This window comes from Suilimivivens aceti (assembly GCF_025567405.1).
Lineage (GTDB): Bacteria > Bacillota > Clostridia > Lachnospirales > Lachnospiraceae > Suilimivivens > Suilimivivens aceti.
The window spans coordinates 15,366-28,058 of the sequence record NZ_JAOQKJ010000020.1; the positions used below are offsets into that span (position 1 = coordinate 15,366).

14 protein-coding genes are annotated in these 12,693 nt (G+C 45.2%); 11 read left to right on the plus strand and 3 right to left on the minus strand.

Features of this window, described 5'->3' with window-relative positions; translation table 11 throughout:
* Window positions 1–118 precede the first annotated feature (118 nt).
* The 10 genes from OCV77_RS15615 (at window position 119) to OCV77_RS15660 (ending at window position 8,840) form a co-directional block, all read left to right on the plus strand.
* Window positions 119–571, plus strand: coding sequence for a MarR family winged helix-turn-helix transcriptional regulator (locus tag OCV77_RS15615; RefSeq protein ID WP_262575920.1), 453 nt, complete (start codon window positions 119–121; stop codon window positions 569–571).
* Complete coding sequence (locus tag OCV77_RS15620) at window positions 561–1,916, plus strand: MATE family efflux transporter (RefSeq protein WP_262575921.1); 1,356 nt, start codon at window positions 561–563, stop codon at window positions 1,914–1,916. Before OCV77_RS15615 ends, OCV77_RS15620 begins: the two co-directional genes overlap by 11 nt.
* Window positions 1,917–1,998: 82 nt before the next feature.
* The gene (locus tag OCV77_RS15625; RefSeq protein ID WP_262575922.1) at window positions 1,999–3,063 is read left to right on the plus strand and encodes an acyltransferase family protein; all 1,065 of its coding nucleotides are present in this window, start codon (window positions 1,999–2,001) and stop codon (window positions 3,061–3,063) included.
* Window positions 3,064–3,173: 110 nt separating this feature from the next.
* Complete coding sequence (locus OCV77_RS15630) at window positions 3,174–3,977, plus strand: hypothetical protein (protein ID WP_262575923.1); 804 nt, start codon at window positions 3,174–3,176, stop codon at window positions 3,975–3,977.
* A gap of 62 nt (window positions 3,978–4,039) precedes the next feature.
* Complete coding sequence (locus OCV77_RS15635) at window positions 4,040–4,648, plus strand: SUR7/PalI family protein (RefSeq protein WP_262575924.1); 609 nt, start codon at window positions 4,040–4,042, stop codon at window positions 4,646–4,648.
* A 109-nt stretch (window positions 4,649–4,757) separates the two neighbouring features.
* The gene (locus tag OCV77_RS15640) at window positions 4,758–5,369 is read left to right on the plus strand and encodes a hypothetical protein (RefSeq protein ID WP_262575925.1); all 612 of its coding nucleotides are present in this window, start codon (window positions 4,758–4,760) and stop codon (window positions 5,367–5,369) included.
* Window positions 5,347–5,940 carry a hypothetical protein gene (locus OCV77_RS15645; RefSeq protein ID WP_262575926.1) on the plus strand — a complete coding sequence of 198 codons (594 nt, stop codon included), beginning with the start codon at window positions 5,347–5,349 and terminating at the stop codon, window positions 5,938–5,940. Before OCV77_RS15640 ends, OCV77_RS15645 begins: the two co-directional genes overlap by 23 nt.
* A gap of 35 nt (window positions 5,941–5,975) precedes the next feature.
* On the plus strand, window positions 5,976–6,755 hold the full coding sequence (locus tag OCV77_RS15650; protein ID WP_262575927.1) for a hypothetical protein: 780 nt from the start codon (window positions 5,976–5,978) through the stop codon (window positions 6,753–6,755).
* A gap of 148 nt (window positions 6,756–6,903) precedes the next feature.
* Window positions 6,904–7,872, plus strand: a complete 969-nt coding sequence (gene fba, locus OCV77_RS15655; RefSeq protein ID WP_118799436.1) for a class II fructose-1,6-bisphosphate aldolase — start codon at window positions 6,904–6,906, stop codon at window positions 7,870–7,872.
* A gap of 179 nt (window positions 7,873–8,051) precedes the next feature.
* Window positions 8,052–8,840, plus strand: coding sequence for an alpha/beta fold hydrolase (locus OCV77_RS15660; protein WP_262575928.1), 789 nt, complete (start codon window positions 8,052–8,054; stop codon window positions 8,838–8,840).
* 69 nt (window positions 8,841–8,909) lie between these two features.
* On the opposite strand, the gene pckA is transcribed toward OCV77_RS15660, so the two are convergent.
* A complete protein-coding gene (pckA, locus tag OCV77_RS15665; protein ID WP_118799437.1) occupies window positions 8,910–10,514 on the minus strand; it encodes a phosphoenolpyruvate carboxykinase (ATP) in 1,605 nt (534 codons plus the stop codon).
* 224 nt (window positions 10,515–10,738) lie between these two features.
* On the opposite strand from pckA, the gene OCV77_RS15670 reads away from it, so the two are divergent.
* Window positions 10,739–11,704, plus strand: coding sequence for an alpha/beta hydrolase (locus tag OCV77_RS15670; RefSeq protein WP_262575929.1), 966 nt, complete (start codon window positions 10,739–10,741; stop codon window positions 11,702–11,704).
* Here OCV77_RS15670 and OCV77_RS15675 read toward each other — a convergent pair.
* Together OCV77_RS15675 and OCV77_RS15680 are read right to left on the minus strand one after the other, a co-directional pair.
* Window positions 11,694–11,882, minus strand: coding sequence for an amidohydrolase family protein (locus tag OCV77_RS15675; protein ID WP_118799439.1), 189 nt, complete (start codon window positions 11,880–11,882; stop codon window positions 11,694–11,696). The two genes, OCV77_RS15670 and OCV77_RS15675, sit on opposite strands and share 11 nt — an antisense overlap.
* A 157-nt stretch (window positions 11,883–12,039) precedes the next feature.
* Window positions 12,040–12,600 (minus strand): glucosamine-6-phosphate deaminase, encoded by a 561-nt coding sequence (locus OCV77_RS15680; RefSeq protein WP_262575930.1) that lies wholly within the window; start codon window positions 12,598–12,600, stop codon window positions 12,040–12,042.
* Between the last annotated feature and the right edge of the window lie 93 nt (window positions 12,601–12,693).

Below are 12,693 nucleotides of genomic sequence, written 5' to 3' on the forward strand. Positions count from 1 at the left end.
ACAGATTTCAATGCTGAATTCAATAAAGACAGAATCCTTGACATCTCCGGTTAAGAAAAATATAATTACCAATAGCAATTACCTTTGATAATTAATTGAAAAGGGAAAGGAAAAATCTATGACAATAAGAAAGATAAAGGAATTATTAGATGCCTGCTATGAGGCGAAGCGCATCCGGGAGCTTCTGCCACCCCTTCCTGCAGGGGTGATGCCTTCCTATATCCAGTATCTGGACATTATTGGCACGCTGGAAGCACAGGGTGAACAGGTGAAGATATCGGATATCAGTGATGTACTGCATATCCCAAGACCGGGTGTAACAAGAACGGTGAAGGAGATGGAAGCGAAGGGTTACGTCAGAAAGCTGGCTTCCCGGGAGGATGGAAGGATCACATATATTTCTGCTACGGAAAAGGGAAAGCAGCTTTCTGAAAAATATGATGAACAGTATTTTGCAGAACTGATACCTTTTCTTACCGGGATTTCCGATGAGGATGCGGAGGGTACGATCCGGACGATCAAAACCTTATATCAGGTGATGTACGAGAGGAGAAAACAGGATGACAAATGATAGATCTGATTTTACACAGGGCAGTATTTTGAAAAAACTGACCTTTTTTATGATACCCATATTAGGTGCACTGGTGCTGCAGGCGGCATATGGTGCTGTGGATCTGCTGGTGGTCGGCAGATTTGGCTCCACACAGGGACTTTCCGGAGTTTCCACAGGCAGCCAGGTGCTGAACCTGGTCACCTTTGTAGTGACGCAGCTTGCCATGGGTATTACGGTGCTGATCGCCAGATATATGGGAGAAAAAAAGACAGAGCAGATCGGTGGTGTAATTGGCGGTGCAGCAGTAGTTTTTACGATTATATCCATAGTGCTGCTTGTTCTGATGGTCTGTCTGGCAAGACCCATTTCCATACTGATGCAGGCACCAAAGGAGGCTCTTACACTGACTGTTTTCTATGTGAGGATCTGTGGTGCAGGAATCCTGTTTATTGTAGCCTATAATCTGCTTTCTGCTATATTCCGTGGGCTTGGCGACAGCAAGTCACCGCTTCTGTTTGTGCTGGTAGCCTGCGTTGTCAATATCATCGGAGATCTTGTGCTGGTAGTGGGGCTTCATCTGGATGCCGCAGGGGCTGCCCTTGCAACGGTATTTGCACAGGCAGTAAGCGTGGTGTTTGCACTTCTTCGTTTAAAGAAAAAGGGACTTCCTTTTTCTTTAAGTAAACAGAATTTCAGGCTGAATGCACAGTGCCGCAAGTTCCTTGGCATCGGACTGCCGCTGGCTCTGCAGGAGTGTCTGACACAGCTTTCCTTCCTGGCACTGTGTGCTTTTATCAACAGACTGGGACTGACAGCTTCTTCCGGATATGGTGTTGCCTGCAAGATCGTAAACTTTGCTATGCTGATTCCAAGTGCCCTGATGCAGTCTCTGGCATCCTTTGTTTCCCAGAATGTAGGGGCAGGAAATCAAAAACGGGCGAAAAAGACCATGGCTACCGGTATTGGGATTGGTGTGAGTATAGGCGTTGTTGTTTTTGCCCTGATTCTGGCAAAGGGAGATCTGCTGACAGCCTGTTTTTCTGCGGATGCCGCTGTTATTCAGAAGGGATATGAGTATCTGAAAGGCTTTGCACCGGAAACGATCGTGACAGCGATCCTGTTCAGCATGGTAGGCTACTTTAATGGAAATGACAAGACCCTGTGGGTTATGATCCAGGGACTAATCCAGACACTTCTTGTGCGGCTGCCGCTGGCTTATATCATGAGTATCCAGCCGGATGCCAGCCTGACAGCAATCGGACTTGCCGCACCCATTTCCACAGCAGTGGGGATTGTTCTGAATGTTGGTTTTTATATTTATCTGAACCGAAAAAGTGCCACTGTTTTTAACAAAAAAAGCTGATTTATGTCAGAAAAGGTTGGTAGATAGTGAGATCTGCTTTTGCTATAATAAGTTAAAATAAGTAGCAAAGGTAGGAAAAAACATGAGAAAATCATACATAGATAATATAAGGTCACTGACGATTCTTCTGGTGGTGCTGTACCATGTGATCTATATGTTTAACCATGTGGCAACAGATGGCGTGATCGGGCCGGTGACAGCCTTTCATGGACAGGATACCCTGCAGTATCTGCTGTATCCCTGGTTTATGGTGATCCTTTTTATCCTGAGCGGCATGTGTTCCCGGTTTTATCTGGAAAAGCATACAGAGAAGGAATATATCCGGGCAAGAACCAGGAAGCTGTTAGTGCCTTCTACTATAGGCGTTCTGGTATTTGGATGGGCACAGGGGTATTTTAATATGGCGGTGAGCCATGCCTTTGACAATATACCGGAAATCATTCCAGGGCCTGTTTTATATCTGATCCTCTGCGTATCAGGAACGGGGGTACTCTGGACGATCCAGGTCATGTGGATACTGTCCATGGTCCTTTTGCTGATCAGAAAGCTGGAAAAGGGACGGCTGTTTATACTGACAGAAAAAGCCGGGATTCTGACAGCACTGCTTCTTGGCATCCTTATCTATGGAAGTGCACAGATCCTGAATATGCCGGTGATCTGTGTATACCGTTTTGGTATTTACGGAATGGCATTTCTGACCGGGTATTATGTGTTTACTCAGGAAAAGGTGATAAAGGAACTGGAGAAATACTGGCTGCCCCTGCTCCTTGCAGCATTTGTGGCAGGGATCCTCTACACCTGTGTATATTATGGGAAAAATTATGCGGTGGAGCCTTACGTAAACAGTCCTCTGGCCGTACTTTATGGATGGCTGATGTGCCTTGCAGTGATAGGAGGTATGAAACGCTTTGCTGACAGAGAAAGCAGTGGGTGGCAGCTCCTGAAGCAGAGAAGCTTTGGACTCTATGTGTTCCATTATCTGCCGTTATCTGCCTGCGCATATGCACTGTATACCTATACGAATCTTCCGGGTATCCTGCTGTATGTTCTGACAGGGCTGGCAGCTTTCTTTGGTGGCCTGCTTTTGTATGAGATCGTCAAAAGGATTCCGGGTGTGCGCTGGTGTCTCCTTGGACTGCAAAGATGAAAACTGGCATTAACAGAAACAGGAAATGATCCGATATCTTTAACAGGAACATTTCCTTTTTTTATGAAAAGGTTGAAGCTGCAGAACGTAGGTTGAAGGAGAAATCGGACATGAGAGTAAAGAACATTTCCTTTTATATGGGAAATAACGCGGTTCAAAGAAAACATAGCGAAGAAAATAAAATCATTGACGGACGTGGCACAGCCATGGCCTCAGATTCCATTGCAGCCAAAAAGGCACAGGCGCAGAAGAAAGCCATGAAGATCATTGGGGATGCTTTTTCTGGTGATAAGAAGATAGATGACGATCTGAACGAGCGCAGGGAAAAGGTTCGTACTCTGCAGAAGGAGAGCGGCGAAAATAGGGCGGCTATGAAGGATCTGCAGGATCAGAGAGAAAAGCTGTTAGAACAGGGCTATGCAGCAGACAGTGACGAGGTGAAAAATCTGGATGAGCAGGTAAAGTCCTATGCAGAGCTGATTTCTGATACAGAAGATGAGATCCAGATGGAGAATGCAGTGGTCAGACAGTCAAAGATTGAGCGGCTGAAATCCGATCCCATGGTAAAGGCCAGAGAGCAGGCAGATTCCGTGCTGGAAGCGGCCAGTGATGAAATCCTTGGAGATCTGATCACTGAGGGTAAGCAGCATATCGACGAAAAGCTGGAAGAGGAAAAGAAGAAGGCCGAAGAGGCAAAAGAGAAGAAGGAAGAGCTGGAAGAGCAGATCGAAGCCAGAAAAGAGGACAGGAAGGAGCAGGAGAAGCTCACAGAGGATATTCTGGAGGCTGCTAAGGAAATGGAAAATGCAGGAAATACAGTATCCGATGCACAGCAGGCTATTAAGACTCTGATGAATAAGATGAGCCTGGTGGAAGATGATGTGAAGGGTGCTGCAGTAGATCAGGGAGTATAGATGAAAATATGGGGATGGTACATAAGATCAGAACAGGACAATAGGAAAGAAGAGGGGAAGCTATGAATGCAGCACAGAAAATTCTGATTATTATAGGAGCATTTTTTGCGGCGATAGGAGGAACGATTGCTCTTATTATGGGAAGCATGGCCAGGCTTACAGGGATGCCATTTATGGCATTCGTGGCGATACCGCTATTATTTGTGGCACTTGGAGCCGGATTCATCATTGCTGTTCTGATCAGTTATTCACGTAAGCGGAAGATCAGAACCCATGGAATCAGATACGAGGCTAAGATCTACGGTTATGTGGAGAATACCTCTTATACGGTAAATGGCAGATATCCGGTGAACACGAAGGTACGTTATTTTGATACAGATCAGGTGGAACGGGAGGCAGTGATCCCTACAGGCTTTGCAAGAGGAAGTGGAGAATATCCTATTGGCATGACCATTACCATTTATGAATATCAGGGAAAATTCAACTTTGATCCGGCATCTGTAAGGGATGAGGTGATTCCAGGTGAAGCAGAGCTGATGGATGATAAGCCCCTTGAGCCTGAAAAGCTGAAAATGGTGGCAGTGACCTGCAAAAACTGCAGTGCAAGTTATCAGGCTGCAACAGGATATTCCAGCAGATGTCCTTATTGCGGTGGTTATCAGAATGTGTAAACTGCCGACATAACAGGCAAAGACAGGAATCAGGAAAAGAAAACTGCCGACATAACAGGCAGCAGGAATGACAGACAGAAAACATATCTAAATATGGGGAGAGAGTGATATGCAGGTTGTGGGGGCGTCTTCTGTTTATCTGCAGAAGGTGACAGATAAGGAGCAGAACCAGCAGGGGCAGCAGACAAAAAAGGTTTCCCTGACGGCAGATTATACGAAATATGTACATGCAGTCCGGGATGGGTATATTGAGGAAGACGGGGTCAGGATTTCCATTTCAGATGAAGCCAGAGAGGCGCTGGAAAAGCTCCGGGATCAGTGGCAGGAACTGCAGGATGAGATGAATGCAGAGTGGATTATGAAGAAGGATCAACAGGCAGTGGAGAGATCATCAAAGACCATGCAGGATAGAACAAATGATCAGACCAAAGCGATGGAAATAGCCAGAAGGATTGCAAAGGGCGGACATGTACCACCAAAGGATGAACAGACGCTGCTTGATTATTCCAGTGACCTGTATCAGATGGCAAAGCAGGCAGGGATGCTTGCGAAGAAGCATAAGAAATACAAAAAGGCGCTGACTGAGGATGAGAAAAAAACAGAAGGGAGATCCATGTCAGAAAACGGTGGACAGGCAGCAGGACCGGAGCGGTATGAGATTGTGATGGAGATTCCGTCAGGAGAAGGAGAGATGGCAGATGGAAGTGCTGATGCAGAATAAACAGGAAAAAACAGTAATTTCTTCCAAAAGGGAGCTGGCTGGCTACGTGTTCCAGATGCTGACAGAAACAGAATCCAAGACTGAAATGTCAGAGGATGAAAAGAGACGCATGGAGGCCAGGATCATAGCAAAGCTGAAAGCAGGTAAGAAGCTGACCGGAGAGGAAATGGATTTCCTTAGGCGGTATAATACAGAGCTGTATCTGACAGCAGTCAGGATACAGCAGATGGCAGAGGGGCTGAAGGAACAGCTTAAGAGAGCGAAAAGTAAAGAAGAGGCAGATGCGATCGTATCAACTGCTTACAGCAGTATTTCTGACAAAGATCCGGCAAAGGAATACCTGACAGCTGCTGTCAGCAATGTTTCCACAGAATTCCGCAGATCAGGAGCCTACAGCAGACTGCCAAATACCATAGACGAAGCGGAGAAAGCAAAGAAGAAGCAGACGAAAAACCCTTTTAAGGAATCAGATGAAAAGGATATGGATACAGAGGACGACTTTGATCTGACAGGCTGGAGTCCATTGCAGGAGGTACTGGATGCCATGCCGACATTCAGTGCAGAAGCCTGAAATGAGGAACAGCAGAGAGACAGGGAGGGAGAGATATGCTTACAGGAACCATACGCAGCCAGGTGCAGCTGCAGATGCTGGATCAGAAATGGCAGAAGAAAAAGACAGATATGGCAGCCGGAAAGAAAGAGGATAAGGAACTGACTGCAGAAGAGCGGGAATGGCAGAATTATCAGGATCAGATGGACAAGATCCGGGAATCTGACAGCTACAGCCAGATTTATACCAAGCTGAAAAGCGGAGGTACGCTGACGGAAGAAGAGATCCAGAGGCTGAAGGAAAAGGATCCGGAAGCCCTGGCAGAATATGAGCGTGCACAGGCAGAAAAGAAGCAGTATGAGAAGCAACTGAAAAACTGCAGGTCAAAGGAAGATGTGGAAAAGCTGAAAATGAACCGGATGGGGAATTTCGCAGCCAGGGCCAAGGAGATTGCAAACAATCCCTATATTCCGAAGCATAAAAAAGTTGAGCTGATGAACCAGTTAAATAATGAGGTATGTCTGATTGCAGATGCGCATGCCAGATTTACAAAATCAGCAGAATATCATGATCTTCCAACAGAAGGGGAAGAGCAGGAGAAGCGGGCACAGGAAGTAGCGGACAGGCAGGACAGAGAAACAGATCAGGTGCAGGAAGCCGCAGGCAGCGCAGATCAGACAGACAGGACAGAAGAGACGACAGCTGGAAAGGAAGAGACAGATACCGGTACAGAACCTGTGGAAATGGATGCTGATTTTGAGAAACTTTATCAAAATATCCGGCTTTTCCTGCAGAAAGAAGGAGCAGAAAACGGGAAATTCAGCCTTCAGGTGTAAGAAAACAGGGAAGAAAGGAATAAAATCCCGAAGAAAATGAAAATTTATAATAAAAATGTTGTTTTTCGGAGGGTTGGCTGTTAAAATAGGAGTTGGATTTTAGCAAGATAAAAAGCTATAAAAAATTCAATAGAAAGGATGTAAAGTTATGTCATTAGTAACAACAACAGAAATGTTCAAGAAGGCATATGACGGCGGATACGCAATCGGTGCTTTCAACGTAAACAACATGGAAATCGTTCAGGGTATTACTGAAGCAGCAGGCGAACTGAACAGCCCTGTTATCCTTCAGGTATCCAAGGGAGCTCGTGCTTACGCTAACCACACTTATCTGGTTAAGTTAGTTGAGGCAGCAGTTATCGAGAACCCTCAGATCCCGATCGCACTTCACTTGGATCATGGTGATTCCTTTGAATTATGTAAATCCTGTATCGATGGTGGATTCACATCCGTTATGATCGATGCTTCTTCCAAGTCTTTTGAGGAAAACATTGCACTGACCAAGCAGGTTGTTGAGTATGCACATGCTCACGGCGTTGTAGTAGAGGCAGAGCTTGGTACTCTGGCTGGTATCGAAGATGAAGTTTGTGTAGAGTCTGGTAATGAAGCTTATACACGTCCTGAAGAAGTAGAAGAGTTCGTTGATAGAACAGGCTGTGACTCTCTTGCAATCGCAATCGGTACTTCTCATGGTGCATACAAGTTTACAGCTGATCAGTGTACAAGAAATGCTGATGGTATTCTTGTTCCCCCTCCGCTTCGTTTCGACGTTCTTGAGGAGTGCATTAAGAGACTTCCTGGATTCCCGATCGTTCTTCATGGTTCATCTTCCGTTCCTCAGGAATTCGTTAAGATGGTTAACCAGTACGGTGGAAATATGCCTGATGCAGTAGGTATTCCGGAAGAGCAGCTTCGTAAGGCAGCTCAGCTTGCTGTATGTAAGATCAATATCGACTCCGATATTCGTCTTGCTATGACAGGTACTATCCGTAAGTATTTTGCAGAGCATCCTGATCATTTCGATCCTCGTCAGTACTTAAAGCCCGCAAGACAGGCTGTTAAGGAAATGGTTGCTCACAAGATCGTTAATGTTCTTGGTTCTAACGGAAAGGCCTAAAGAATCGGAATCTGAAAAGATAACAACTACTAAAGATAACATGAGGCGTCTGCTTATGGCAGACGCCTTTTTGCGTGCCATAGGAAATCATACTGAGAAAATCTCTCATTTCGTTCCTGCGCAGAAATGCTACAATAAGGATACAGAGTAATTTCAGAACGAAAGAAGGACAGTGTGAGATGAAAGTATATGAGTTTGGAGATAAGCAGAAGCCTGCGATCCTGTTGCTGCCGGGTACGTGCTGTTATTGGAGATCCAATTTCGGGCATGTGATTGAGCCACTGCAGAAGAACTTTTATGTATGTTGTGTATCCTATGATGGCTTTGATGACACCGAGGACACTGAATTTCCTTCCATGCTGGAGGAAACGACAAAGATTGAAAACTATATTAAGGAAAAGCATGGTGGTCATATAAGGGCTGTTTATGGCTGCTCTCTTGGTGGTTCTTTCGTAGGGCTGTTGGCTGCCAGAGAAAATATCCAGATGGATTATGGCATTCTTGGCGGCTCAGATCTGGATCAGGCAGGTGCCTTCAAAACAAAACTGCTTTGTAAGATTGCCATGCCGCTTCTTTATCCCTTTATCCATGATGGGCAGTTCAAGCAGAAATTCATGCAGAAGAAAATGAAGAAAATCATGGAAAATGGAAGTGGGTATGAGAAAACCTTCGTGAATATGATGAAGACACCGGAGGGAAAGTGTCTTTCCTTTATCAGCAGAGAAAGTGTGGAGAGGCAGTTTGCATCGGATATGATAACACCCCTGTCAGATCATATTTTACCAAAGCATGGAGAGATCCATATCATATATGCCTTGCAGATGGGAGAAAAGTACAGAAAACGTTACTATCAGCATTTTGCGAAGCCGGTGCTGCACGAATTTAATATGAAGCATGAAGAGCTTCTGGCCTGTCATAAGGAAGAATGGGTCAGGACGATAGAAGAGATCTGTATTCCGAAAGAATAAAAAAGAAAACCGGATGTGGAAAACCACATCCGGTTCTTTTCATTAGAATACGCTTTATCAGCGGATCAATTATAACTGAGGACCTGCAGCAACAAGTGCCTTACCAGCATCGTTTCCTTCGTATTTAGCGAAGTTCTTGATGAATCTCTGTGCAAGATCCTTAGCCTTTGTTTCCCATTCGGAAGCATCTGCATAAGTATCACGAGGATCAAGGATAGCAGGATCTACTCCAGGAAGAGCTGTAGGTACTTCGAAGTTGAAGTAAGGGATCTTCTTGGTAGGAGCATTTACGATGTCACCGTTAAGGATTGCATCAATGATTCCACGGGTATCCTTAATGGAGATACGCTTGCCAGTTCCGTTCCATCCTGTGTTTACAAGATAAGCCTTAGCGCCGCTCTTCTCCATCTTCTTAACGAGCTCTTCTGCATACTTTGTAGGATGCAGCTCAAGGAATGCCTGTCCAAAGCAAGCAGAGAAGGTAGGAGTAGGCTCTGTGATTCCACGCTCTGTACCAGCCAGCTTAGCTGTGAATCCTGACAGGAAATAGTACTGTGTCTGATCAGGTGTCAGAGCAGATACCGGAGGAAGTACGCCGAAAGCATCTGCGGACAGGAAGATTACGTTCTTAGCTGCCGGTGCGGAAGAGATAGGACGTACAATGTTTTTAATATGATTGATAGGATAAGATACACGAGTATTCTCGGTTACGCTCTTATCTGCGAAATCAATTTTGCCTGCAGCATCAAGAGTTACATTCTCAAGAAGAGCGTTGCGCTTGATTGCATTGTAGATATCAGGCTCAGAATCCTTATCCAGGTTGATAACCTTAGCGTAGCATCCACCTTCGAAGTTGAATACGCCGTTGTCATCCCAGCCGTGCTCGTCATCACCGATCAGGAGACGCTTAGGATCTGTGGAAAGGGTTGTCTTACCTGTTCCGGAAAGACCGAAGAAGATAGCTGTGTTCTTGCCATCCATATCTGTGTTGGCAGAGCAGTGCATGGAAGCCATGCCCTTCAGAGGCAGATAGTAGTTCATCATAGAGAACATACCCTTCTTCATTTCTCCGCCGTACCATGTATTAACAATAACCTGCTCGCGGCTTGTGATATTGAAAGCAACGCAGGTTTCGGAGTTCAGACCGAGCTCCTTGAAGTTCTCAACCTTAGCCTTGGAAGCGTTGTAAACAACGAAATCAGGCTCGAAGTCCTTCAGCTCTTCAGCTGTAGGCTTGATGAACATATTGGTAACAAAGTGAGCCTGCCAAGCAACCTCAACAATGAAACGGATTGCCATACGGGTATCCTTATTAGCGCCACAGAAAGCATCTACCACGAAAAGTCTCTTGTTGGAGAGCTCTTTCTTAGCGATATCCTTAACAGCTGCCCATGTAGCCTCTGTCATAGGATGGTTGTCGTTCTTGTACTCATCGGATGTCCACCATACAGTATCCTTGGAATTCTCATCTACAACGATGTATTTGTCTTTAGGGGAACGACCTGTATAGATACCGGTCATTACATTAACAGCGCCAAGTTCGCTGACCTGACCTTTTTCGTAACCTTCCAGTTCAGGTTTGGTTTCTTCCTCGAACAACATTTCGTAAGAAGGATTGTGAACGATTTCCGTAACTCCGGAAATGCCATACTTGCTTAAATCGATTTCTGCCATTTTTCTGACCTCTTTCTTTAATATAGTAATATCATAAAATATCCTGCTAATAATTATACATATTTAGCCGACAAAATCAACCAAAACTTCACTTTTTTACTGTGTTTTTACCGGGAGAATATTTAACATCATAGTACTTTATGCCTACAATAGATTGATAATGAGAAAAGAAACTGATAAAATAAAAAGAACAAAGAAAAAGCAGGAAGCAGGGAGGTCTGAAAATGGGCAGAGCCATGACGGCTGGAATATTGACATTGATACTGATCCTGCTGCTGGCAGTGGCAGGTATTCTGGCATCTTATGTGCTGTACAGGATTATTTTCTGCTATCCGCAGAAGAAGAGACTGGCACCGGGAAAGCTGCCGGAGAGCCGGATGTATGCACCGTGGACAGAGCGGCTTAAGGAAAGCTGCCTTTTAATGGACAGAATGCCCTTTGAGAAGCTTACGATCCGGGCAGAGGATGATCTGACCCTGCAGGGAAGGCTGTATGAGGGAGAGACAGGAAAGCCCCTGATCCTGTTCTTTCATGGTTATCATGGAGGCTATCAGTGGGATGGCTTTGGATTTTTCCAGTTGTTTCGGAAGGAAGGATATTCACTCTTTGTGGCAGAGCAGCGTTCTCATGGGGAAAGCAGTGACAGAACCATTACCTTTGGTATCCGGGAGAAAAAGGATGTCAGAAAATGGGCAGAGCATCTGGCAGAGCGTTTCCAGGAAAAGACAATACTTCTTGCCGGGGTGTCCATGGGAGCAGCTACGGTGATGATGGCAGAGACAGAAGAGCTGCCTGTAAATGTAAAAGGGATCATAGCAGACTGTGGTTATACCTCACCGGAGGATATTATAAAGAAGAATATCAGAGAGCTGCATTTTCCCATGTGGCCAACGTATCCACTGGTGAGGCTTGGAGCCAGAATGTACGGACATTTTAATATGGAAGAAACCTCAGCGATAGAAGGGGTAGAAACAGGTAAGCTGCCGGTTCTTTTTATCCATGGGGATAAGGACAGTGTCGTACCCTATGCTATGTGTGAAAGCCTGTACGGTGCCTGCAGGAGCAGAAAAAAGCGCCTGACAGTACAGGGAGCAGACCATGCGGTCTGCTCCCTGGCAGCAACAAACGATTATGTACAGGCAATTCTCAGCTTTGCAGAAGGGCTGATAAATGAGGAAACTACAGGCTGAGTACCTGACCCTTGAAAATAATATCTTTAATATTCAGATCCTGATCCAGGATCAGCAGATTGGAAAGCGCACCCTCAGTAATCTGACCGTGTGCTTTTTCTATGCCAAGCTCTCTGGCAGGATTGATGGTAGCAGGGCAGATTGCTGTGATACCGCTTTTTAATTCATAGGCAGCCATCTTCCGGATGCCTCCAAGGTCGTGGTCACTGATATCACTGCCTACGCAGCCGTGAAAGTGAAGATCCTCCTTTTTGTGTGTGGTCCGCCTTGCGGCGGATAAAGGGAAGTTACAAAAAATAACTGGTAAGCAATTAAGCTGTGCTTCACTTTCAACGTCAATGGGGGAGCATTGAAAGTGCGGCTTCATCTCCGACAACAGTAACGTCGCTGTGGAGCTGTAGTACGGAAGCTGGTACCTGTGGAGTGATAGATCCAAAGAAGGCTTCCTTTTCAAATGAGGACGAAGGCTCGTTAAAGCCGATATGTCCGTTGTTTCCAAGACCGAGAAGCTGAAGATCTATGCCACCAAGGTCATGGATGATCTTATTGTAATCATCACAGGCCTTTTCAGCATCAGGCTCACGTCCATTTGGTACGAAAGTATGGTCTTTTCTAATATTGATATGATCAAATAAGTTATGATTCATAAAGTAGCGGTAGCTCTGATCATTTTCAGGGGAAAGACCTTTATATTCATCCAGATTGACTGAAGTAACCTCAGAAAAATCAAGATCTCCCTTCTGGAACCACTGGACAAGCTGTTTGTAGGCACCAACGGGAGTGGAGCCAGTAGCCAGTCCAAGAATGCAGTCAGGCTTCACAATAACCTGTGCTGACAAAAGATTAGCTGTGACACGGCTCATATGTTCATAATCTTTTGTTTTAATAATTTTCATATGGATACACACCTCGTATTATAAGTTTATAGACCTCTCATTCAGAGGCTATAGACTTATTTTTTATGATGTAGGTATGGATGAATTGTTGGA